Below are 22,036 nucleotides of genomic sequence, written 5' to 3' on the forward strand. Positions count from 1 at the left end.
GGAATAGCTGCGAGATAAAGAAGTTGCAGGAATCAAGAAAGAAAGCGGATCAGGAGGAGAGAGCAGCATGAATCGGCGGTACCAAGCGGTGATTTTCGATTTGGACGGGGTGATCGTCTCGACGGACCATTATCACTTTCTGGCGTGGTCCGAGTTGGCCCGGCAAGAGGGGATCGAATTTAACGAGCAAATCAATCACAGGCTGCGCGGCGTCAGCCGCATGGAAAGTTTGGAGATTATCCTGGAAAAGGCAAGCAAGCGTTATACGCCGGTGGAGAAGCTGGAGTTGGCTGAGCGGAAAAACGAGGTTTACCGCGGTTTGCTGGGCAACCTGACCGCTGGCGATATGCTGCCGGGAGTGGCGGATACTTTGTCCGCCCTCCGCGAGCGGGGCTACAAAATCGCCATCGGTTCGTCCAGCAAAAATACGCCGGTGATCCTGGAGCGGATCGGCTTGTCCGGTTATTTCGACGCGGTGGCGGACGGGAACGGGATCAAGCACAGCAAACCGGACCCGGAGGTGTTCCTGCTGGCGGCCGGCAAGCTCGGCGTTCCGCCCGCAGGCTGCCTTGTCGTTGAAGACGCGGAGGCGGGAGTGGCCGCGGCCAAGCGCGGCGGCATGGCGGCAGCGGCCATCGGCGAGGCGCGAAGCTGTAAAGAAGCGGATTATTCGCTGAAGACGATAGCGGACTTGTTGCTTTATGTTTAGGAGCGGGGGATATCCCCCGCCACTCACGTTTTTTGCTGCTGTAATCGGGTCCTGGATTTTCTGACATAATAAACAATCATCAGCAGCAAAGGGATCACAAAGCCGATGGTAAAGTCCCAGTCCACCCAGGTGGCTGGGATTTTTTTCATGTAGAAAACAATATCTTTTGATACCAGCTGCGAAAGTCCAAACAAGAGGAAACCAACCGGGAAAATTAAAGAACGGAAATTTTTCAGGTTAAACAGTTGGGCGGTTCCGAGCGTAAAGGCGTAGAAATACAGTGCCGTTTTGAAATAAGTGGTGATGATCCACACGATGGCCATAAGCACTTCGATTCTTTGCAGGAAGTTGCCGATGTTGATTTTTTGGGCCAAAATATAGGCGGCGTAAAATTGATGCTCGGATAGATAAGCTCCCAGAACAGTAATAGACAGAAATAAAATCAGATTCAGAGCGGCCGCTCCGATAATCATGGAGAGAAAGATATCTCTGTTGGTAGTCCTATTCTGCTTGACGTACGGATGCACCATCTGAAATACTATCATCTCGCCAAACGGATAACTGATGCCAAACAACACGGAGTGCAGTAATTTGGGCAGAGGCGTATTCATGATCGGAAGCAGATTCTCCAGTTGGACCTGCGGGAGCAGCAGAATCATCAATGAAGCCATAAACAGCACGAACAGCGGCAAAAATATTTCGGCGGCTCTGCCAAGCGTCTCAAGACCAAGGCGGAGGCCGTATACCACCAGAATGAGGGTCATGAGACGAAAAACGGCGCCAGGAGTAGCTTCAAAAATTTGCGTGCACATGAAATCCTCGATTTCACGAAGGTAGATGGATGCTGCCATCAGAAAGAAAAACAAATAAAACAGGCTGACTGCGGTTCCGGCCCATTTTCCCAATATTTTGTTGATTTTTTCGATAAGGTTCAGCTGTGGGTAAAAATAATGTACTTTGATCGGAATCGCTATGCCGGCGAGTCCCAGCGGTAAGCTAATAAGACCGGCTATCCAGGCGCTCTGGTGCGAATCGGTCACCAAGGTTAGGGGATAAATCAGCGCCATGTCGCCCACAAACACAAAAAGGCAAAGCACAGCCAGTTGTCTTGAAGATAAGCGCCCTTTTTCCAAGCTCATGTCCCATTACTTCCTTTCGCCTGTGCATTTTTTCCGGCCCGGTACCTAATTTAAAGCGCCAGTCAGTGCTAGTATGCCGGGAATGGATATACAGTATGCTCCTGACCTGGATTTATTAGGAATATTAATGGCCGATTAGACCAAAATAAGCAAAAAAACGTCTGTTGGCGGAAAATCAGGTGAACGAGAGTGGATAAATCAACAAGCCTTAAAGGTCAATTGCTGTCCAGCCTGCAGGAGAACGATATCCTGCTGCATCAAGCGCTTGGCGGGAGCACGGATCTGGTGAAAAAGAAGCTGATTCTGGGCACAAACACGGAGCTGGCCTTGTTTTATATCGATGGTCTGGTGGATACCGGCATCCTGCACAATTCCATCCTTTACTCGCTGACTGAGCGGGGATTCTCCGAAAATGATGATCCGGAAAAGCTGGATGCCGAGCAAAAGCTGCAGCTTCTCAAAGATAACACTCTGATGGCTGGAGATGTAAAGGAAATCACCGATTACGACAAGCTGCTTCATGATCTTTTGTCGGGATGCATCATACTGCTGCTGGACGGAGCAAACATCGCGCTGCGGATTGCGCTTCCCGGCTGGGAGGACCGCAATGTCGGCGAACCCAGCTCACAGTCGGTTGTACGCGGGCCGATGGAGGGGTTTACCGAGAGATTGCGCACCAACACGGCGCTGATCCGGCGGAAAATCAAGGATAGACACTTATGGCTTGAGACGTTTCAAATCGGCAAGGTAACCCAAACCGATGTGGCCATTATGTATCTGGACAACGTTGTCAACGCGGAAATCGTTAATGAAGTTAAACGGCGTCTGAATAAAATCGACACGGACAGTATTTTGGAAAGCGGCTATATCGAAGAATTCATTCAGGACACGGCCATTACCCCGTTTCCCACGATCTATAATTCCGATCGTCCCGATACGATCGCGGCGGGAATTTTGGAAGGAAAAGTGGCCATCCTGGTGGACGGGACACCGTTTGTTCTGCTTGTTCCCTCTTTCTTTTTGAATTTCTTCCAGTCCGCCGAAGATTATTACCAGCGGGCGGATATCTCCACTTTGCTGAGAGTCATCCGGTATTTGGCATTTATTATCGCGATGCTGGCTCCAGCGCTTTATGTTGCCATTACAACGTATCACCAGGAGATGATTCCGACTACCCTTGTGATCAGTTTGGCCGCGCAAAGGGAGACGGTGCCTTTTCCGGCGTTTGTCGAAGCGATGCTCATGGAGGTCGTTTATGAAGTTTTGCGCGAGGCCGGCGTCAGAATACCGAAGAACATCGGCCAGGCCATTTCCATTGTCGGGACCCTGGTTATCGGACAAGCGGCCGTAGAGGCGGGTTTTATCTCATCCGCCATGGTTATCATCGTGTCCGTTACAGCGATTTCCAGTTTTGTGCTTCCGGAGATGGGGATGTCCATCGCCGTCCGGATCATCCGTTTTGCCCTGATGGGACTGGGGGCGTTTATGGGATTGTACGGCATTTTGTTCGGCCTGTTTATCATCGTGCTGCATTTGGCTGGGCTGCGGTCTTTCGGAATGCCATATATGAGCCCGATCGGACCCTTTATTCAAAGCGATTTGAAGGATTCCGTTTTCCGCTTTACGTGGCCGAAGTTAACAACGAGACCCCAGCAAACTAGGCCAAGCGACATGAACCGGCAAGGACAAACCGGGCAGGAGGAATCGTAAGCCATGCTGAGAACGCTGAAATCAACCCTATGCGGGTTCATGCTGATTATTTTGCTGCCTGCTTTGCTGAGCGGGTGCTGGGAAAGGAAAGAACTCAATGAGCTGGCTTTTGTCCTGGGGTACGGATTGGATAAGGAGGGAGACCATTTTAAAGTAACGATGCAGGTGGTCATTCCTTCGGAGATCGCCACATCCACCACCGCAAAGGGCGGCGGAACGCCGGTCACCGTCTACGATTTTAAAGTTAAAACCATTTACGAAGCGTTGCATGAATTCACCTTAGCGAGCTCCAGATCAAGTTACTTGGGGCATATCCGCGTATTGGTGCTTGGCGAGGAGTTGGCCCGGGACGGCATCGGCAAGGTGCTGGATGTCATTCTAAGAAGCCGCGAGCCACGGTCGGATTTCTATATCATGGTAGCGCGGGATGCCCAGGCTTCCGAAGTGCTGCAGTTTTTGACGCCGCTGGACAAATTGCCGGCCAACCGGCTGTTTTATTCCTTACAGAAATCGTCCAAGGCAACCGCCAGAACCACGCCCGTCACCATTGACAAACTGGTTGACCGTCTGGTGGCCGATGGGAGAAACGTCGCGCTGTCGGGCATAGAGATTGTTGGCGACCGTTCCGTGGACGGGGATGCGAATAACCTGGAAAGCACGAGGCCCAAGGCAAGCTTGCTGCTTCGCGGCCTTGGCGTGTTTAGAAGGGACAAGCTGCTCGGATGGCTTAATGATATGGAAACGATAGGTTATAACTATATCATGGGTGAAGTCAGCGGAAGTGCCGGCCCGGTAATCGGGGAGGACGGAAAACCCATCGTGATGGAGGTACTCCGATCTTCAACCAAGCGTAAGGTCAAAATCATCGACGGGGAGCCGCATATTTATATTACCGTTCGCGCTACAGTCAATGTTGAGAGCACACAGAGCACGGATCGGCTGGATGACGACCTGATGATCAGAGAATTGGAGAAAAAGTCGGAAGAACGGATCATTTACCTCATGGAAAATGCGGCCGATCATATTATTGAGAAATACAACTCCGATATTTTGGGGTTTGGCCAACTGATTTACCAATCCCATCCGAAGGTGTGGGAGAAGCTGAAGGAACAGCGGGAAAATTACCTGAAAACGCTGCCCGTTCATTATCAAGCTTCCGTACATATCAACCGGATTGGCACCATCGATAAATCATTTCAGGATGACATAAAGGGGTGAGGCCAAAATGAACTTTCTGGCGGTTCTGCTGGTTGCTTCATGCTGTATAGCGATTGACCTGCCTTCCTTGGTCCGCTCCCGCCGATTCGGCCAGCTTGCCGTCTTCATCCTGCTCTGGATAGCCGGCATTTCGGCAACACTATGCACTGTATTCAAGGTGCAGGTTCCCAGCCCGCTTTATTTCATTATTTGGTTGTATACCCCCGTCAATGATTTGTTTCAGCGTATGTTAGGATGAAAGCTTTTGCGGGCTAGTTTCCTTCCCACTCCTGCAGCATCATCACGGCCGCCCCGGTGGCCACGGCCTCCTCAAGCAGCAGACCCTGGGTGAACACCGGGCTGTACTCGGGATAATGGTAGGTGTTTTTCTTGGCGATCTCCAGCGCGGTATCGAATACGAGCGGGCTGGCGCTGACGAGCGGGCCGCCCAAAATGACGTATTCGGGATGCAGCGCATTGATCAGGTTGGCGAGTCCAATCCCCAGATAAGCGGCCGTTTCCATAAACTGCTCTTTAACCAGCGGATCGTCTTGCGCCAGGGCGTCAACCAAAGTGGCAAAGTTGACCTGGTCCGGCGAAATGCCGGAGAGCAGGCTGCCGCGCCCGATTTTTAGCTGGGTGCGCACGCGCTCCTCCAGCGCCGGCACCGACACGAAAGCCTCCAATGCCCCGTAATTGCCTTTCTCCCGCAGCCTTGGCCCATTGGCCTGGATGATCATCTGGCCGATCGCCCCTTCGGTATCCACGGCCCCGCGGAGTATCTGACCGTCGGACATTGCGGCCGACCGGATGTTAACGCCGGAGTGTACGTAAAGGGCATGCTGGATGTTTTCGGTCCGCAGCGCCCAATGCTCGCCGATTAACGCGGTGTTTGCGCCGTTGTCGAGTTTCGCCGGGAATTCCAGCCGCTCCGCAAGCATTTCGCAAATCGGCACATTGCTCCAGGAGGGAGCGGGGAAAAATTCCGGTTCAAGGATGATTCCTTTTCGCTGATCCAGCGGGCCGACCGCTCCGATCCCCATGCCCAAGACATCGCCGGACGAGATGCCGTGCTTGGCCAGGAACTCCCGGGCGCTGTTCACAACGTGATCGACAAACAGCTCGGGCGTCATCTGTTCGTCCATTTTCCAACGGGTCAGGGACAAGGTGTTGATATGCATATCGTATAGTCCCAGCGTGGAATAAATACGGGAAATTTCCAAGCCGAACAGGTAGCGGTATGTCGGATTGGTTTGAAACAAAATCGGCTTTCTTCCGCCAGTGGAGTTGCCGAGTCCGGAGACGATGATCAGCCCCTGGGAGGTCATCTCCTCAAGCAAGCGTGTCATGCTGCTGCTGGTGAGCGAAAAATGGTTCAACAAATCGGCCTTGGAGACGGTTCCGAGATAGGAAATTCGATCGTAAACCTGTTTTTTTATAGAAGGATTGGAATGAGTGATCATAACGTACGTTTCTCCATTTCCAAGTTAATTAGTCGGGATATTACAAGTATAACGGCAACTTCGTGTTATTTCCAGTTAATTTCATCAGAATAATCAACATAATTTCTTTTTGAAATTATGTTAGGTGATAAATACCGCCCGGAAGTCTTTGGGATTAGCGGTTTTTAATCTTTTCTATAAAATTATCATAACTTTATTCCAAAATGAAATTAATGTGTTATAATGCTTATAGCTTCTAGTAAAACATGACGAGACAGAAAAGGGTGAGTTCGGATGAACCGCACGCAAACCCAGCGCATGAGCATCCTATGGCAAATCTTTTGTGTGTTTTTAAAAATAGGGCCTTCCACGTTTGGGGGCGGCTATGCGATGATCGCGACGATCGAAGAGGAGATCGTTCATAGAAAAGGGTGGATGAACCGCGAAGAAATGGGGGACATGGTGTCCATTTCAGGGTCAGCCCCCGGCGGCGTGGCCGTCAATTCCGCGGCTTTCATCGGCTACCGTCTGGGGGGAATCCCCGGCGCCGTGACGGCCGTGACCGCGATTACGCTGCCAACGTTTATCATCGTTTTTCTCTTGAGCATATTAAATTACATTTTCAAAGATAACGTAAAAGTGGCAGCCGCATTAAAAGGCATTCACGCCGCGGTTGTTTCCCTGATCATCGTAGCTGCCTTTAAGATGTGGAAATCCTCCGTTCTGGATACGTCCACGCTGGTGATCGCGGCAGTTGCGGTCGCGCTCCTCCTATTTACCGGCATTCATTCGTTTTATCTTATTCTGGGGGGACCGATCGCCGGGATCATCGTCGTGTTGATTAAGCGGAAATGCGGGAGGACCGTACGGACGGAAAAGGCGCGGACCGAGGAGAAACAGGAGCTTCATTTCCCGGAATATTACATCTAAAGGGTGATCATCTATGCTTTGGCAGCTGTTTTTGGTCTTTATCAAGGTAGGGCTCATTTCCTTTGGCGGCGGCTACGCGGTTATGACGCTGATCCAGCGGGAGGTGGCCGCCATGGGATGGGTGGATACCGGGGAGTTTCAGGAGATCGTCGCTTTGGCGGGAATGGCCCCGGGCTCCATCGCTACGAATGCTGCCACGCTGATCGGATATTCGCAGGCAGGCATTTTGGGCGCGATTGTGGCCACGGTTGGCATCATTTTGCCGTCGCTTATTATCGTTATCCTGCTTACGGCCTTCTTTCTCAGACTGCAGAGCAACGATTGGGTCAAATCGTCGTTTTACGGCTTGCGTCCGATCGTGACGGGCCTGATTATTTACGCTGCCATCAACTTCGGACTCGGCGGGCGGAGCGAACCTTTGTTGAGCTGGTCCATGGCCGGAACGCTGCTGATCATTGCCGGAAGCCTGGCCTTGGTAACCAAATACAAAGTCCATCCTTTTGCGGTCATTTTGCTGTCCGCCGTCGCGGGAATCGTGCTGTTTTAAAACAGGGGCCTCCTAATTCGCTGATTAGGAAGCCCCTGTTGTGTTTTTTGAGAAACTTCCGCCCAAAAAACATAAGGGTAAAAAATGTCGTTATTCCGGCAGTATATGTAAATTTGAGGGAAATAAGGGCAATTTATGTCGCTATTTTCTCGAACCATTGGGGTTTCCCCGTGTTCTGGGCCATTTATAGGAAAATAAGAACAAAAAATGGCGCTAATGGAAATGAATATGCCAGTACTCCGGATAATAAGTACATAAAATGCCGCTATTTTGAAGGCAGACGGCCGGTCGTTCCGGGTAGCCAGCTGTCAAGCACCGGTTTCTAGGTTGAGCCTTAATTGGCTGCCGGTTTTGATGTTAAGTACTGCGGCGGGTTCACACCATCGATCAGCAAAAGGCCGTCATATTGATCGCGGGGGACCAGGCTTTCCGGGATGATGCCCCAGCTGTAAGCAAACCGGGGCTCGAACATCCAGGAGTTCCCGCGTTCCCTGCTTTGGTAACGCAAATCGATGAACGTAAACGGCGTTTTGGCCGCGGACAGGATCGACTCGACCGAACCGGGCGCGAGCGGAAGAACGTCGTGCACGGTTTTGGTGTTGTCCGCCGTTTTGCCGCTGGACGGATACAGACCGATGGCATAGCTGTATTTTTTCATCTCGTCCGGGAGCAGTTCGCCCATCAGTTTCACTGGGTACGGTGTACCCATGACTTCGCTGTGCGCTTTGCGGATATGGTCGTTATGCCCCCAAACGATAAATTTCTCTGTTGGATACACTTCGGTGGCCAGCCACATCAGATTATCAAGCATCGTCTTATCCCGCCATTCCATCGATTCGAAAAACGGGGCGTAGTCTCCCGTCTGCATCCCGAGGTTGGCGCGAATCGAAATTTCGGCGTATTCTTTGGCGAAACGGATGCGTTCGTTCAGGCTTCGCTCCAGCAGCACCGGGAGTTTGACGTTGTCCGGATAGCGTTCTTTCAGGGTAGCCTGCGTTTTCGCGGATTTCAAATCTTTTAAAATATCGTTATAAACCCGGATAATTACGTTTTTGTCTTTCTTATATCCTTTCAGATCGGTGCCGTTCGAGTAATCGGACAGCTTCTGCTCCGCGTCCGCCAGACGCTCTGCCATTGCCTTGTCCTGTATCCAGCCGCCGTCCAGCAGGGGATACTGCAGCTGCATGTCGAACCCTGTTAAGGCGAGAGGCTGGTCGCTTTGTTGCGTAGCTTTGATGTAATCGAACAACGGCAGCGTCTCTTTGGACCACCAGACGCCAAAAATCGCATCCTTCATCGTCTGCTCCGCGCTTTGGGAAGCCGACTTGCCGTAGGCCAGCGAGGTGTTCGCCAGCCCGCTTTCAAAAGCGAGGACATTATATCCCATTTCTTCGTGAAGGAATTGAATTAGTCTCGTTTTGGCCAGACTAAATTCCGCCACACCGTGGGAGCTTTCCCCGAGGAAAACAATCCGTTTATCCAGCAGCAGCGGCTTTAACATGCTCAGATCTTGAAAAGCCTTGCTCCGGCCGGCGCTTGCGTCCACGGGCTGAATCGTCTCCAGCTTATAGGCATGATCGTTTGCCCACGCTTCCCAGTCCTTGATTTTAACTTCGGCCGTGCGGGCGGGACCGGAGGCGATGACAGTACCTTGAATACTCTGGCTACTCTCGCCGGACGCGGCCTTTGTTTCCGGAATGAGCGCAGACCCCAGAAAAATCGCCGTGATTAAACCTAGGGTAAAGGCGTGTTTGAATTTGATTGCCTGTTGTTTCATAAACATAATTTCCTCCATCCTAAGAATCCTCTTCCCAAAACAGCTCGTCAAGCGTGCGGGACAATGCCTTGCAGATGGCGATGCACAAGCTGAGGGTAGGGTTGTATTTGCCTAGCTCGATCAAGCCGATCGTTTGCCGCGACACGCCTACGATCTTGGCCAGCTCTTCCTGGGACAGGTCTTTTTCGACCCGGGCCATTTTCAACCTGATATTTTTCATGCAAAATCACCTGTCTTTCTTTCTTCCCTTCCCGCCGGTTACTCCTGGTCATTTTGCGATGCTCTGCGGCTCAGCTTGTTGGCCATAAAATGCATCAGCGTCAAGCCTCCGGCAAAAAGCGGAATATACAGGCCGAGCGAAACCAAAAATACCAGCGCAAAGTATTTCAGATAAGTGCTCTCATCACCGTATAGGACGGCGCTCCGGATGCCAAACAGCAGCGCCAGCGTGAGCCCGATGGCGAGCCCCGTATATAAGGTGCGTTTGCCGTAGGAACGTTTGCTGCTTTGTTCGTAAACTTCGACCTCATCCGAATAAATGCCGAGCGCGATGCTGCGGATACCGTAATACAAGCCGCCCGCCAGCAGGATGATGACTTCGAGCAGCATGGATGGTTGTCCGTCTAACACAAAGGTCTTCAGAAATACAGAGACGCTGCAAATGATCGCGATCAGCACGTAAATTTCCTTATAGATCCGGTTTTTCAACTGCTCAATGCGTTCGTCGCGCACCGCGCCTTTTTTGTCGAACCATTTCATTGTGATGTCTCCTTTCAGATTTGCTTATCCATAGTATAAAATATATATCGGACATTTTGCAATATATATATGTCATTTTGCTAATGAAACTATCGTCCGGCAGATTCGGCATTCATCGTGTTTTTTCCGTTTGATTCGGAAAAAACACAAATTGAATGCGCTACCAAAGCTAATATAATTGAACTATAGCAACATAAGCTTATGCTTCCGAAGCGAGTTTTGCTCGAAGCTCATTCAGGAAGTAACGCTCACAAAATTAAGCCTATGCTTCCGAAGCGAGTTTTGTACGGAGTCGATTCAGGAAGTAACGCTCACAAAACTTTAAGGAGGGTCTGCAATGTTCGACAGAATGTTGGAACGAATTGAGGGAATCATGGCACCGGTTGCGGACTGGGCGTCAAACAACCGCTATTTGCGCTCGCTCATGACGGCCATTTTATCCACGCTTACACTTACGATCGTCGGAGCGATCGCCGTTCTTATCGGCAAGCCCCCCATCCCGCAAGTCGTCATGGACGCATCCGGGTTCATTCCGTCTCTGCTTCAGGGCTGGGCGGCGTGGGGGGAACAAAATGCCTGGATTCGCGGCATCAACGATATTTCCACCGGCATCATTGGCATCGCTTTCACGTTGGCCTTTACCTTCAATCTTGCCCGGTACTACAAATTAAATGAAACGGGAGCCACCATCATCAGTGCGATGATTTATTTCATGCTCGTAGGTCAACCGCATACGGTGATGGTGAATGATGCCCCAACGCTCCAGGTGGCGATGTCGGCGTTCGGCGCGCACGGTATTTTTTCGGGAATTGTGATCACAATCATTACCGTCGAGCTGATTCGCTTCTTTCAAACGAAAAATATCGGGTTCCGTTTTCCCGCTTCTGTCCCGAATTACGTACAAACGTCATTCAACGCCATTCTTCCCGGGATTGCGGCGGTCGCCACGTTCGCGGGTCTGGACAAGCTTTTGCTCGCCTTGACGGGCTCTCATTTGTCTGAGCTGGTGACCAGCTTGTTCGGACCGCTCGTGCATAACTTTGACAACGTATATATGGTCGGGTTCTTCATGGTGCTGATCAATTTGTTCTGGTTTCTGGGCATTCACGGCGGAAGCATTGTCATGCCGATCATATTGCCGATCGAAATCCAAAATATCGTTTCCAACCTGAACAATTATTCGGCGGGTCTGCCGTACGACAAGGTGTTTACGACGCCCGTTCATTTCGGCTTCATCGCGATCGGCGGCGCCGGGGTGTTTGCTTTGGCCCTGCTGAACACCCGCAGCAAATCCAAAGGGCTTCGCCAGGTCGGAAAGCTCGGCATTTTGCCAGCCATATTCAATATCAGCGAGCCGACGATGTTCGGTACGCCGATCCCGCTGAATACGAAACTGTTTATCCCGTTCCTGCTCGTGCCTGCGGTCAATACGGTGATTACCTATGCGGCTTTTCACTGGTTCGATATGCTTAACGCACCGATCCTGAACGTGCCGGCGCAAACGCCGGTGATCCTGATCGCCATGGCCGGGTCGGCTTCGGTGAAGGCGGGTTTGGTGGCGCTCTTTATCATTCTGGTGGATGTGGTCATCTATTATCCGTTTTACAAACGCCTCGAGAGCAAAATGGTGGCCGAGGAACAGGAAGAAGAACGCCTACATCTTAAATCTGAATAAAGGATGAATGGGAATGGAGACTAATCAGGAATTCAATCTGGAACAAATTTGCATGGAAATGATCTCATCGAGCGGGACGGCCCGGGGACTTCTCCTGGAAGCGATGGACTATGTCAAGCCAAAAAATGAAGAGAAAATAAGGGAACTGTTCGAGGAGGCCAACTCCTTGCTGCGCCGGGCGCACCGCAGTCAAACCTCGCTGATGACCGGCGAGTCCAATGGGCAAAAGGTCGAGATGTCCGTATTGGTGGTTCATGCCCAAGACCATTTGATGACGACTCTGACGATTCGCGATTTGGTTGAAAAATTAACGGAGGTGCTTTAAATGAATATTTTGTTGGTTTGCGCAGGAGGAATTTCCACCAGTATTTTGGAGAAAAGCATACGCGACGCATTTGGCCCGGAGCGGGCGGACTGGAAAGTAGAAGCGCATCCGGTGGATCAGCTGGAAGCTTTAATCGATGATTTTGACGTTGTGCTGCTTGGCCCGCAGATCCGCCATAAGCTGCGCTCGGTGGAAAAAACGTGCGCGGCCAAAGGCAAGCCGTGCGAGGTGATCGACAGCCGCGACTACGCTCTGTCCAAAGGGGATAAGGTGCTTAAGCGGGCGATGGAACTGATGCGAGTGTAACTTTTAGAGGTTTTGAACACGCAATTTTATAGAGCAAAGGAGGGGAAAAGTCCAAGTGGTGAAACAAGCCGGAGGTGCAGCTTCACCGCTTGGATTGCCTATGCCGAAGAAACCGAATATTGTCATGGTCGTCGCCGACCAATGGAGAGCCGATTCCATCGGCTACACCGGCTGCGCAGCGGCCGTCACGCCCAACCTGAACGAGCTGGCCAAGGAAGGGGTCAGCTTCTCCAATGCGTATTGCCAGCTTCCGGTCTGCGTTCCGAGCCGCTGCTCGTTTCTGTCCGGGTGGTATCCGCATACGCGGGGATTCCGCACGATGCATCATTTAATGGGGCCGGAAGAGGCCAATATTTTGCGGACGCTGAAACAAGGCGGTTATCATGTGTACTGGGGCGGAAGGAATGATTTCCTGCGTGCCGATGCGGACGCCTTCGACTATTGTTCGACCAGGGACGACCGGTACAGAGCTTTTTTTCAAGAAATGAGGGAACGGAAAGCGAAACAGCAAGCATCGGCGGCCGAGCCGGAGCCCAGCTCCAAGGAATACGATTATTCCCACTTCCGCGGGGTGATTAAGGACGACAAGCGGATCGACCGGGAGCAAATTGAACATGCGATTGAATTTGTGGAGGGTTATGAACAGGAGGAGCCGTTTTGCCTCTATCTGGCGCTGGCGCTGCCGCATCCCCCGTACGCTGTAACCCGGGAGTGGTACGACCGGATCGACGGGGAGAAGGTACCGGCCCCCGTTCGTCTCACCGAAGCGGAATGGGCCAAGAAACCGGCGATTTTGCGGGGCATCCGCCGCAACCAGAAGCTGTACGAATGGTCCGACGAGCGTTTGCAGGAAATGAAGCGGGTATACTACGCGATGGGAACGGAGCTGGACGCTTATATCGGACGGCTGTTGGATACGCTTAAAGCGAAAGGTGTTTATGACGACACGATCGTCATTTTCTTCAGCGATCACGGCGATTATACGGGCGATTACGAAATTGCCGAGAAAAACCAAAATACGTTTGAGGATATGCTGACCCGGGTCCCCTTGATCATCAAGCCGCCGGCAAGCATGGAGGTTAAACCGCGCACTACCTCCGCGCTGACCGAACTGATCGACATCCAGGCCACCTTGCTGGATTTACTGGAAATTACACCGGACTATACCCATTTCGGCAAGTCGCTGCGCCGTGTGCTGGAAGGGGAGGATGAGCTGCGGGACGTCGTGTTTGCCGAAGGCGGGCGCCTTGAGGGGGAAAACCATTGCATGGACGCCGGGCACGCGCCGAGCAATGAATATTGGGCCAGAACGGTAGAGCAGGAGCAGCTGCCCCAGCACACCAAAGCGATGATGATTCGCGACCGGAAATATAAATACGTCTACCGGCATTACGAGCAGGACGAGTTCTACGATATGGAGCAGGACCCTTACGAACGGAACAACTTGATCGATGACCCGGCATACGCGCCGCTGGTCGCCAAGTTTAAAGAACGGATGCTTAAGTTTTTTTTCGAAACGGGGGATGTCGTTCCTCACCGGTATGACCAGAGGACTTGATAAATGATCGACACGTAAGGATGATCCAGGTGAACTTAACCGAAAAAGAAACGAACCTCTTAAAGCTGTTTCTGGATAACGAGCAGCCGCTGGCGCTCAAACAACTGATGCTCAGTTTAGACGTCAGCGACAAAACGCTGCGCAGCATGGTCAGGAAAATCAACGTATCCCTGCGGCAGTTTGCGGCGGAAATCGAATTAATACGCGGCAGAGGATACGTGCTCGAAGGCGGAGACAAACCGGCGATCAAGCGGGCTGCCGAGGAGGCCGGAGCCTCGGAGCAAGCGCTGGCGGTTCAGGTGTTCCGCTTGATGATCGATCTGCCGGGTTATGTGACGATGGAGAACATCAGCGAGCGTTTCTACATCAGCAAAAGCAAGCTGAACGGCGTGCTCGGCAAAATGAAGGAGCAGATGAAGCCGTTTGGTCTCACACTTAAGGCTAAGCCGCACCACGGTATGAGAATCGCCGGGGAGGAGTTGGGCAAAAGGCTGGCGATCGCTTCGCTGCTGCATGAGGATCAGTATCTGCGGCCGTGTGAATTTCAAGCCGTCGAACGCATCGTAGTTGGCGAATTTCAAGCCCGCAGCATCCGGTGTTCGGATATCGTGCTGGAAAATTTGATTTTTCATATCAAAATCATGCTTAGACGCTGCGCCATTGGCCATGTCATCCTGCTGGAGAGGAGCGGCGGGTATGAGGACAACCCCGACTTTCACCTGACGGACGCCATTCTCGGCGGGTTGGAGCGGGAGCTGAAGCTAACGCTTCCGGTCTCCGAGAAAACGTACCTGTACTCGTATCTGATCGGCCAGATCAGTTCGATCAAACAGGACACGTTAAAGGACACGCGGGTGAAAATCGAGATGATCATCGACGCGTTTCTGCAAAAGATCGAGCAGGTTTACGATGTGTCGTTATGGGATGACAGCCGGCTGCGCAGCGGGCTGGTGTTCCATTTGGAGCCTTTGATCGGCCGCCTGCACAACGACGTGCATTTGAAAAATCCGATTCTGCGGGAGATCAAGCAGCAGTTTCCGTTTGCCTTTAACCTGGCCGTGCTGCTGGCCGAAGAAATTCAGCGGATTTACCAGAAGAAGCTGATCGACGACGATATCGCTTACCTGACGATGCATATTGGTCTGGCGCTCGAGCGGGACGTCCAGCGGGGCAATATCCACTTTGACCGGATCGCCATCGTCTGCACGACGGGCCAGGGAACGGCGGAGCTGCTCAAGTTCAAAATCGAGCATACGTTTCCGAACGCCCATTATGTCAAGACGTTTTCGCTGTTTAACAAAGAGGAGGTGGTGAAATTTGTCCCCGATATCGTCTTTTCCACCGTACCGGTGGAGATCGGCGGCATTCCGGTGGAGATTATCAGCCCCTTTTTTACCGATGAAGATAAAGCGAAGCTTACGGTTTACCAGAAGCGGAGGGAAAAAGAGCGGCTGATCGGGCGGTATTTTTCCGAGGATTTGTTTTATGGGGCGCTATCCGCCGGGACGAAGCATGAGGCGATCCATAAAATGTGCGCCCGCATCGCCGAAACCGGCATTACCCCGCCCGATTTCGAGGAACTGTGCCTGATCCGCGAAAATTTGGGCAGCACCGCTTTTGGCAATTTGATCGCGCTCGTTCATCCGATCGAGCTGTGCTCGGCGGTCACCAAAGTCGGCGTGGGCATCCTGAAGAAACAGATCGACTGGGAAGGCGTCCCGGTGAAGGTCGTCTTCGTGATCGCCCAGGCCAAAAGCAGCGAGGCGAGGGATTTGCTGCTGCTGATCCAGGAAATCGTCCACGACTCGTCCCTGATGATCCGGCTTTGCGAGGCGGAGTCGTTTGGGGAGTTCAAGCGGATTTTGCTTAAGGACGCGGGGAGGTAAGCTAAAGGACATTTGGGGCGTCGGCGTATTAATTTAAGGCAACATCACGGGGCGAAATTCCGCTGTACATGACGCCGGGGCAAATTTATATTTGGGTGGGCAAAGATGGCGATAAGCCTTGAGGGTGAGGCCGGACGGGGGTTCCCGTTCCCGGCCTTTAAGTTTATCTTGGAAATCTAACGGTTGTACCAGCCGCTATTTTGCCAAAAAAGGCTGTTCTAGGCCATTCATAGGAATATAAGTACATAAAATGCCGCTAATGGGGATGAACATGCCTGGCTTCGGATAATAAGTATATAAAGTTCCGCTATTTGCGAGGACGCAAGCGTTTCGAAGACATGTCAGGCCGTCTACGCTTTGGTTTTGTAGGGTCACCCGCCCGGAGCAGCGGTTCCGAGCCTGCGATGCCGGTATTGTTTAGGCGTTACGCCGGCGTATTTTTTGAACACCTTGGTAAAATAGCTCTGGTCGTGAAACAGTAGCCGGGCGGAGATGTCGGAAAGGGAGTATGCGGACAAGGCTAACAGTTGTTTTGCCTCCTCCACCCGCTGCCGTTGAATATATTCGGTCAAGCTGATGCCCGTTTCCCGCCGGAACAGCCGGGAGAGATGAACGGTACTCACGCCGGAAGCCTTTGCCAACACCGGCAGGGAAAGCTCCTCGTACAGATGATCGAAAATGTAGCGCTGGCAAATTGCAATCGGGCGGGATACGCGCTGATCCAGGCTGCGCTTTACCCCGTCGGCGAAGTCGCCCAAGGCCGTCTGCAAGGCGTTTTCCACCTTGGTTACCTCCCCAAGCTCCTCAATATGTTGAATGTGCACGTCGCTCAAAGTGTAAGCTTCCTCCGGAAACATGCCGCCTTCCATGGCCGCCCGTGTCGCCAGGGTGATGACGGTGATGGCGATGTTTTTTTGGTGCCGCAGGGGACTGCGCCGGGACAAAATGCCCACCCCCTGGTCCGTGAGGACGGCGAAGGCCCGCAACAGCTCTTTTTTGTCCCCGTGCTGGATGTGCTTCAGAAACAGCTTTTCGGTGTCCGGTGAATGGTGGTAGACGCCCGCTTCCCGGGTGCCGGAAAGGCGAAGGGAAGTCAGGGCGGCTGGCTTCAAGGCGGAACCCTCGTCAGCGGGTTCGGACGCATCGATTAAATCAACCAGATCAAGGAATTGGCCGGTAAGCCATTCGTGGACGAGCAGCCCCGCGTACAACAGCCGGCTCTTGTCGATCACGGGCAGGTTCCGGTAATAAGCGATCCAGGCTGGGCGCTGCCCCTGCGGGACCTTCAGGTCCTGTAGCAGACCGTTCAGCAGTTCCTCCGGCCAGACCGCCGAAACCGCCGGACCGATTATGATCCGCCCGCCGGCAAACTCCCCTTCTTCTCCAGTGGAGACGAAGAGGAAGTTTTCCAGGAAAGGGGTGGAATGCAGCTTGGGAACGGCGGCGGGGGAGCGTTCGCCGATCCAGCCGGTGACCTGCTCTTGCAAGCCGCCGTATTTTGGATTTACCGGGAACGTGTCCGGGCGGCAGCTTTGGATCAGGCCCGCTTTATCCGTGCGGATGATGGGCAGCAAAGTTGCTTCATAAAGCAAGTGGCAGAAGTGGTCCAATCGATCTTCGTGATGCGGCCGTCCAGTCATATTCATCCTCCATGCGGGTTAAATAAATACTATAATTGCAAAAATTATACCATAATGGACAAAAGAATGTCCTTTAAAATAAAAGCAAATCGATTTTGAAAGCGATACCATCACGAGGGAGAGTGCGTGCAACCTATGAAACCGAATATCAAGGAAATCATCGCCAAGCTGACTTTGGAAGAAAAAGCGGGCCTGTGCTCAGGCCTGGATTTTTGGCATACGAAAGGCGTGGAACGGCTGGGGATCCCTTCCGTCATGATGACGGACGGCCCGCACGGCTTGCGCAAGCAAAGCGCCTCCGCGGATCACCTCGGCCTAAATGACAGCGTGCCGGCCACTTGCTTCCCGTCCGCAGCCGGACTGGCCGCGTCGTGGAACCGCGACTTGATCCGCAGCGTCGGTGAAGCGCTGGGCAAGGAATGCCAAACGGAAGGCGTGGCCATGCTGCTGGGGCCGGGGGCGAATATTAAGCGCTCGCCGCTGTGCGGGCGGAACTTTGAGTATTTTTCCGAGGACCCTTATCTGTCTTCCGAAATGGCCGCCCACCATATTCAGGGGGTGCAAAGCCAGGGCGTGGGCACCTCGCTGAAGCATTTTGCCGTCAACAACCAGGAGCATCGCAGAATGTCTACGGACGCGGTGGTGGACGAGCGGACTATGCATGAAATTTATTTGCGGAGCTTCGAGGGGGCGGTCGTGCAGTCCCAGCCGTGGAGCGTTATGTGTTCCTACAACCGGGTGAACGGGGAATACGCTTCGGAAAATCATGATTTGTTAACGAAAATTTTACGCGGAAAATGGGGCTTTGAAGGCTTCGTTGTGTCCGATTGGGGAGCAGTCAACGAACGGGTCCGCGGGCTGGCCGCCGGACTTGAGTTGGAGATGCCGTCCAGCGGAGGCGCGGGAGACGCCAAAATCGTCACGGCCGTTAAAGACGGCAGCTTGTCCGAAGCGGTGTTGGACCAGGCGGTGGAACGGATTCTTTCCTTTATATTCAAGGCGGCCGAAAACCGCAAAGAGCAGGCGGCCTTCGATGCGGAGGCGCATCACCGGCTGGCCCGGACCGCGGCCCAGGAGAGCATGGTGCTGCTGAAAAACGAGGGGGGCATTTTGCCGCTGCGCAAAGCGGGAACGATCGCCGTGATCGGCGAATTCGCCGAAAAGCCCCGTTACCAAGGCGGCGGAAGCTCGCACGTCAACCCGACGCGCCTGGATCTGGCTTTGGACGAACTGACCAAAGCGACGGGCGGCGGCGCTAAAGTTGTGTACGCCCAAGGCTTCGAGCTGGACCGGGACGAGTGTGACGCCGAACTGCTGCGCGATGCGGCCCTTAAGGCGGCGGACGCCGACGCGGCGGTGCTGTTTATCGGCCTGCCGGACCGCTACGAATCGGAAGGCTACGACCGGACGCATCTGCGGCTGCCGGCTAATCAGCTCGCGGTGCTGGAGGCGGTGGCCGAAGCGCAGCCTCATCTGGTCGTGGTGCTGAGCAACGGCTCGCCGGTGGAAATGCCGTGGATCGGCAAGGCCAAGGCCGTTCTGGAAGGCTATTTGGGCGGCCAGGCGGCGGGCGGCGCCGTTGCCGACATCCTGTTCGGCGATGCGAACCCGAGCGGCAAACTGGCGGAAACTTTCCCCGTACGGCTGGAGGACAATCCCTCCTACCTGTTTTTCCCCGGCGAAGGCGACCGCGTGGAATACCGGGAGGGCATTTTCGTCGGCTACCGGTACTATGACACCAAGCGCGTGGAGCCGCTGTTTCCGTTCGGTCACGGCCTGAGCTATACCACGTTCGAATATGGCGATCTGAAGCTGGATAAAAGCCGGATGCGGGACGATGAAAAGGTCGCGGTCAGCCTGCAGGTCACCAATACGGGCAACCGGGCGGGCAAAGAAATCGTTCAGCTCTACGTCCGAGACGCCCGAAGCAGCGTCATTCGGCCGGACAAAGAGCTGAAGGGCTTTTGCAAGGTTGAGCTGCAGCCGGGAGAAACGAAGACGATCGTTTTCGAGCTCGATAAAAACGCATTTGCCTACTACAATGCCACGCTGAAGGATTGGCATGCCGAGTCCGGAGAATACCGGATTCTCATCGGCAAGTCTTCTCGTGACATCGTCCTTGAAGGCTCTGTTGAGGTCGTTTCCACGGCCGCGCTGCCCGTCGTATATACGGCCAATTCGCTGATCGGCGACTTGATGGAGCAGGCTGCCACCCGGGATATCGGCAAGGAATTGATGGCGGCCACCGGGCTGCTTGCAGCGAGCGGAGACGAGCCGGATGATATGATGCTGGCGATGATGAAATACATGCCGCTGCGCGGCGCCGTCGCTTTCAGCCAGGGCAAGTTTACGGACGCGATGCTGTCCGGGGTGTTGGAACGGCTGAACGGAGGAAAAGCAAAAGTTGAGAATTAACGAAGAAAAGTAGAAAAAACACGGGCAGCAATAGCCAACTGCAAAAGTACATTTGATTTCTCTTGAAATTCCGCTTTTGGGCGTTTGAAATGCAAAAGTGCATCTGTTTTGGGGCTGTGGGATAAAAAAGTATCTTTTAGCCGGAAATAAACTGCAGTTTTGCATTTGGCCAGCATTTTCAGGGCATTCTGGTGAAACCCGCCTGCACTTTCCCCGCGGTATTTCGTGGGATTTCGCATCACCCTTATCCGTTTCCTACTTTGCACTATGTAGAAATTCCGACAAGGACCTAGCCGCCGGCGGGTCTTTTTCTTATCCCCATTGGCACCCCCATACCCCAACATCCCCTTTTCGCCACCCAGGTAACGTAACAAATGTCCACCTATCCCAACTTTACGCTACCGTTTTGAAATAGGGAATCTGCTATATTTTTAAGTGAAAACGGTAACATACTACTGACGAAAGAAGGAACTACGATGAGCGACGAGTTGCGGCAGGGGCCTGATTCCAACAAAACGAGGCTGGAGGAAGTGCTTGACGACAGAAAGTTTTTTGGGCATCCAAGAGGAGTGGGGGCTCTGGCGGCGGGTAATTTTTTTAATTCTTTCGCCTGGGGAGCGCTGTATGCGATATTAATTTACTATCTCTATTCTCCGTATTCGCAGGGTCTAGGATTTACGCAAGGCCAGGCCGCGTCTATGGTTACAGCGATGGGCGCGTGTAATTCCATCTTCGTTATTTTGGGAAGCTGGCTGGCGGACCGGGTGCTGGGCATGCGCAAAGCTTTGATCATCGGGAACATCGTCAAAGGGACGGCTTTCGGGCTGCTGGCTATCCCGGCATTTTCCCTTGCCCAAGGAAGGATCTTTGCCATCATCGCTTTGTTTTTGATGTCGCTTCCCATTATGGGGGCGAGCAATGCGTCGCTGACCGGCCAATTGTACCGTAAGAACGATAATGGCAGACGCGACGCCGCATTTACGATTCATACCATAGGCAACAATATTGCCGGTCTGATCGCTCCGGTATTGGTCGCTCAAATCGGCATGAAAAACTACCACGTTGGCTTTCTTATCGCCGCTGTGGCCGCGTTTCTTTATGGTGCCGTGATCTTTTTCACCCAACACAAGTTTTTCGGCCCCCTGGGAGAAAAGCCGATCAAGCCGCTGGAGCCGGGGAAGTTCGGAAAACTGTTTGTCCGGTTTGTGCTGGTTCTGATTGCGGTTATCGGCATTATTGTCGCCTTGGTGCTGGCCAAAGTCATCTCCTTCCAGGGCGTGCTGAATATTATTACTTCGGCGACCTTTATTATACCGATCGTCTTCCTGACCAATTTGCTGCGTAAAAAAGACTTAACGGCTGTAGATCGCAGAAGAATGAAACCTTTCCTCAAATTGTTCGCGGCGCAAATTGTGATGGCGCTCTGCGGGGTTATGTTGACCTCGATGGTGGCTATTTTCATCGACCAGAAAATCGACCGCCACATTTTCGGCATTGAGGTCGCTCCCGGATCGGTAGGGACCATTTACACCGTTTTAGGATTGGTGCTGGCGCCGGTTTTCGTATGGCTTTGGACCAAAACGCGCGCAACTCATATTCGGACGACGTATAAATACGGCTTGGGCATCCTTTTCACAGCGCTTGGCTACGGCTTATTAACCATCCCGATTGTTTTGTTTAAGGACCAGGCGCCGTACAGCTTGCTGTGGATGGTATTTTACTACCTGTTCCTGACCTTTTCGGACAATTTGGTCGGGCCGATCGGTTTATCTTTTGTGGTCAAATTGTCGCCGGACGCCTACCATACCCAGATGCAGACCGCTTGGGGACAAGCGGGCACGATTGGGAACGGCATCGCCTTAATTTTGTTCAACTTTTATCAGACGGCGGATCAGCAGGTGAATTTGTTCCCGATCATGACCGCGCTGCTGGTGGTGACGGCTTTGTTCATCTTTGTGTTCTCTAAAAATATCGAGAAGGATATGGTCTAATGCCCATCGTCTATCATGAAAAGTCACGAC

Annotated in this window: 20 protein-coding genes; 13 read left to right on the forward strand and 7 right to left on the reverse strand. The window is 52.8% G+C overall.

From position 1 onward, the window contains the following. Positions 1-67 precede the first annotated feature (67 nt). A complete protein-coding gene (pgmB, locus tag EHV15_RS20530) occupies positions 68-709 on the forward strand; it encodes a beta-phosphoglucomutase (protein ID WP_128632840.1) in 642 nt (213 codons plus the stop codon). A gap of 23 nt (positions 710-732) precedes the next feature. On the opposite strand, the gene EHV15_RS20535 is transcribed toward pgmB, so the two are convergent. Beyond that, positions 733-1,848 (reverse strand): GerAB/ArcD/ProY family transporter, encoded by a 1,116-nt coding sequence (locus EHV15_RS20535; RefSeq protein ID WP_128632841.1) that lies wholly within the window; start codon positions 1,846-1,848, stop codon positions 733-735. Positions 1,849-2,037: 189 nt separating this feature from the next. Between EHV15_RS20535 and EHV15_RS20540 the strand changes: the two genes are divergently transcribed. The 3 genes from EHV15_RS20540 to EHV15_RS20550 are packed head-to-tail and all read left to right on the forward strand — an operon-like array spanning position 2,038 to position 5,014. Next, a complete protein-coding gene (locus EHV15_RS20540; RefSeq protein ID WP_178075911.1) occupies positions 2,038-3,558 on the forward strand; it encodes a spore germination protein in 1,521 nt (506 codons plus the stop codon). Between the two features lie 3 nt (positions 3,559-3,561). After that, positions 3,562-4,776: a Ger(x)C family spore germination protein gene (locus EHV15_RS20545; RefSeq protein WP_128632842.1), complete on the forward strand. Its 1,215-nt coding sequence runs from the start codon at positions 3,562-3,564 to the stop codon at positions 4,774-4,776. 7 nt (positions 4,777-4,783) lie between these two features. Then, positions 4,784-5,014 carry a hypothetical protein gene (locus EHV15_RS20550; RefSeq protein ID WP_128632843.1) on the forward strand — a complete coding sequence of 77 codons (231 nt, stop codon included), beginning with the start codon at positions 4,784-4,786 and terminating at the stop codon, positions 5,012-5,014. 13 nt (positions 5,015-5,027) lie between these two features. Here EHV15_RS20550 and EHV15_RS20555 read toward each other — a convergent pair whose 3' ends face one another. Continuing rightward, positions 5,028-6,218 (reverse strand): ROK family protein, encoded by a 1,191-nt coding sequence (locus EHV15_RS20555; protein ID WP_128632844.1) that lies wholly within the window; start codon positions 6,216-6,218, stop codon positions 5,028-5,030. Between the two features lie 273 nt (positions 6,219-6,491). Here EHV15_RS20555 and EHV15_RS20560 point away from each other — a divergent pair, with 273 nt between their 5' ends. Together EHV15_RS20560 and EHV15_RS20565 are read left to right on the forward strand one after the other, a co-directional pair. Then, a complete protein-coding gene (locus EHV15_RS20560) occupies positions 6,492-7,127 on the forward strand; it encodes a chromate transporter (protein WP_128632845.1) in 636 nt (211 codons plus the stop codon). 13 nt (positions 7,128-7,140) lie between these two features. Next, complete coding sequence (locus EHV15_RS20565; protein WP_128632846.1) at positions 7,141-7,674, forward strand: chromate transporter; 534 nt, start codon at positions 7,141-7,143, stop codon at positions 7,672-7,674. A gap of 334 nt (positions 7,675-8,008) precedes the next feature. On the opposite strand, the gene EHV15_RS20570 is transcribed toward EHV15_RS20565, so the two are convergent. The 3 genes from EHV15_RS20570 to EHV15_RS20580 are packed head-to-tail and all read right to left on the reverse strand — an operon-like array spanning position 8,009 to position 10,210. Then, positions 8,009-9,451 (reverse strand): erythromycin esterase family protein, encoded by a 1,443-nt coding sequence (locus EHV15_RS20570; protein WP_128632847.1) that lies wholly within the window; start codon positions 9,449-9,451, stop codon positions 8,009-8,011. A 19-nt stretch (positions 9,452-9,470) separates the two neighbouring features. After that, positions 9,471-9,671 carry a helix-turn-helix transcriptional regulator gene (locus tag EHV15_RS20575; RefSeq protein ID WP_128632848.1) on the reverse strand — a complete coding sequence of 67 codons (201 nt, stop codon included), beginning with the start codon at positions 9,669-9,671 and terminating at the stop codon, positions 9,471-9,473. A gap of 38 nt (positions 9,672-9,709) precedes the next feature. Beyond that, the gene (locus EHV15_RS20580) at positions 9,710-10,210 is read right to left on the reverse strand and encodes a DUF6773 family protein (RefSeq protein ID WP_246061707.1); all 501 of its coding nucleotides are present in this window, start codon (positions 10,208-10,210) and stop codon (positions 9,710-9,712) included. 337 nt (positions 10,211-10,547) lie between these two features. On the opposite strand from EHV15_RS20580, the gene EHV15_RS20585 reads away from it, so the two are divergent. The 5 genes from EHV15_RS20585 to EHV15_RS20605 are packed head-to-tail and all read left to right on the forward strand — an operon-like array spanning position 10,548 to position 15,960. Further along, the gene (locus EHV15_RS20585; RefSeq protein WP_128632850.1) at positions 10,548-11,885 is read left to right on the forward strand and encodes a PTS sugar transporter subunit IIC; all 1,338 of its coding nucleotides are present in this window, start codon (positions 10,548-10,550) and stop codon (positions 11,883-11,885) included. 13 nt (positions 11,886-11,898) lie between these two features. Then, positions 11,899-12,210, forward strand: coding sequence for a PTS sugar transporter subunit IIA (locus EHV15_RS20590; protein ID WP_128632851.1), 312 nt, complete (start codon positions 11,899-11,901; stop codon positions 12,208-12,210). After that, positions 12,211-12,516 (forward strand): PTS sugar transporter subunit IIB, encoded by a 306-nt coding sequence (locus EHV15_RS20595; RefSeq protein WP_128632852.1) that lies wholly within the window; start codon positions 12,211-12,213, stop codon positions 12,514-12,516. It begins immediately after the preceding gene. A gap of 55 nt (positions 12,517-12,571) precedes the next feature. Beyond that, entirely contained in the window at positions 12,572-14,074 is a 1,503-nt protein-coding gene (locus tag EHV15_RS20600; protein WP_246061708.1) for a sulfatase family protein, read from the forward strand. Between the two features lie 20 nt (positions 14,075-14,094). Further along, the gene (locus EHV15_RS20605) at positions 14,095-15,960 is read left to right on the forward strand and encodes a BglG family transcription antiterminator (RefSeq protein ID WP_128632853.1); all 1,866 of its coding nucleotides are present in this window, start codon (positions 14,095-14,097) and stop codon (positions 15,958-15,960) included. Between the two features lie 371 nt (positions 15,961-16,331). Here the strand turns inward: EHV15_RS20605 and EHV15_RS20610 are convergent, their stop codons facing one another. Then, a complete protein-coding gene (locus EHV15_RS20610; RefSeq protein WP_178075912.1) occupies positions 16,332-17,600 on the reverse strand; it encodes a helix-turn-helix domain-containing protein in 1,269 nt (422 codons plus the stop codon). A gap of 135 nt (positions 17,601-17,735) precedes the next feature. On the opposite strand from EHV15_RS20610, the gene EHV15_RS20615 reads away from it, so the two are divergent. Then, positions 17,736-20,015: a glycoside hydrolase family 3 C-terminal domain-containing protein gene (locus EHV15_RS20615; protein ID WP_128632855.1), complete on the forward strand. Its 2,280-nt coding sequence runs from the start codon at positions 17,736-17,738 to the stop codon at positions 20,013-20,015. Here the strand turns inward: EHV15_RS20615 and EHV15_RS20620 are convergent. After that, a complete protein-coding gene (locus EHV15_RS20620; protein WP_128632856.1) occupies positions 20,012-20,257 on the reverse strand; it encodes a hypothetical protein in 246 nt (81 codons plus the stop codon). The two genes, EHV15_RS20615 and EHV15_RS20620, sit on opposite strands and share 4 nt — an antisense overlap. 234 nt (positions 20,258-20,491) lie before the next feature. Between EHV15_RS20620 and EHV15_RS20625 the strand changes: the two genes are divergently transcribed. Next, the gene (locus tag EHV15_RS20625) at positions 20,492-22,006 is read left to right on the forward strand and encodes a peptide MFS transporter (RefSeq protein WP_128632857.1); all 1,515 of its coding nucleotides are present in this window, start codon (positions 20,492-20,494) and stop codon (positions 22,004-22,006) included. Positions 22,007-22,036: the final 30 nt, after the last annotated feature.

This window comes from Paenibacillus oralis (genome assembly GCF_003863965.1).
In the GTDB taxonomy this organism is placed as follows: Bacteria; Bacillota; Bacilli; order Paenibacillales; family Paenibacillaceae; genus Fontibacillus; species Fontibacillus oralis.

Excerpts from the sequence above, each read along its gene's own strand:
- EHV15_RS20590 (WP_128632851.1), top strand. The coding sequence starts at position 11,899 with ATGGAGACTAATCAGGAATTCAATCTGGAACAAATTTGCATGGAAATG.
- EHV15_RS20560 (WP_128632845.1), top strand. The coding sequence starts at position 6,492 with ATGAACCGCACGCAAACCCAGCGCATGAGCATCCTATGGCAAATCTTT.
- EHV15_RS20605 (WP_128632853.1), top strand. The coding sequence starts at position 14,095 with ATGATCCAGGTGAACTTAACCGAAAAAGAAACGAACCTCTTAAAGCTG.
- EHV15_RS20610 (WP_178075912.1), bottom strand. The coding sequence starts at position 17,600 with ATGACTGGACGGCCGCATCACGAAGATCGATTGGACCACTTCTGCCAC.
- EHV15_RS20565 (WP_128632846.1), top strand. The coding sequence starts at position 7,141 with ATGCTTTGGCAGCTGTTTTTGGTCTTTATCAAGGTAGGGCTCATTTCC.
- EHV15_RS20580 (WP_246061707.1), bottom strand. The coding sequence starts at position 10,210 with ATGAAATGGTTCGACAAAAAAGGCGCGGTGCGCGACGAACGCATTGAG.
- EHV15_RS20575 (WP_128632848.1), bottom strand. The coding sequence starts at position 9,671 with ATGAAAAATATCAGGTTGAAAATGGCCCGGGTCGAAAAAGACCTGTCC.
- EHV15_RS20535 (WP_128632841.1), bottom strand. The coding sequence starts at position 1,848 with ATGAGCTTGGAAAAAGGGCGCTTATCTTCAAGACAACTGGCTGTGCTT.
- pgmB (WP_128632840.1), top strand. The coding sequence starts at position 68 with ATGAATCGGCGGTACCAAGCGGTGATTTTCGATTTGGACGGGGTGATC.
- EHV15_RS20595 (WP_128632852.1), top strand. The coding sequence starts at position 12,211 with ATGAATATTTTGTTGGTTTGCGCAGGAGGAATTTCCACCAGTATTTTG.
- EHV15_RS20570 (WP_128632847.1), bottom strand. The coding sequence starts at position 9,451 with ATGAAACAACAGGCAATCAAATTCAAACACGCCTTTACCCTAGGTTTA.
- EHV15_RS20545 (WP_128632842.1), top strand. The coding sequence starts at position 3,562 with ATGCTGAGAACGCTGAAATCAACCCTATGCGGGTTCATGCTGATTATT.
- EHV15_RS20550 (WP_128632843.1), top strand. The coding sequence starts at position 4,784 with ATGAACTTTCTGGCGGTTCTGCTGGTTGCTTCATGCTGTATAGCGATT.
- EHV15_RS20585 (WP_128632850.1), top strand. The coding sequence starts at position 10,548 with ATGTTCGACAGAATGTTGGAACGAATTGAGGGAATCATGGCACCGGTT.
- EHV15_RS20555 (WP_128632844.1), bottom strand. The coding sequence starts at position 6,218 with ATGATCACTCATTCCAATCCTTCTATAAAAAAACAGGTTTACGATCGA.
- EHV15_RS20625 (WP_128632857.1), top strand. The coding sequence starts at position 20,492 with ATGAGCGACGAGTTGCGGCAGGGGCCTGATTCCAACAAAACGAGGCTG.
- EHV15_RS20615 (WP_128632855.1), top strand. The coding sequence starts at position 17,736 with ATGAAACCGAATATCAAGGAAATCATCGCCAAGCTGACTTTGGAAGAA.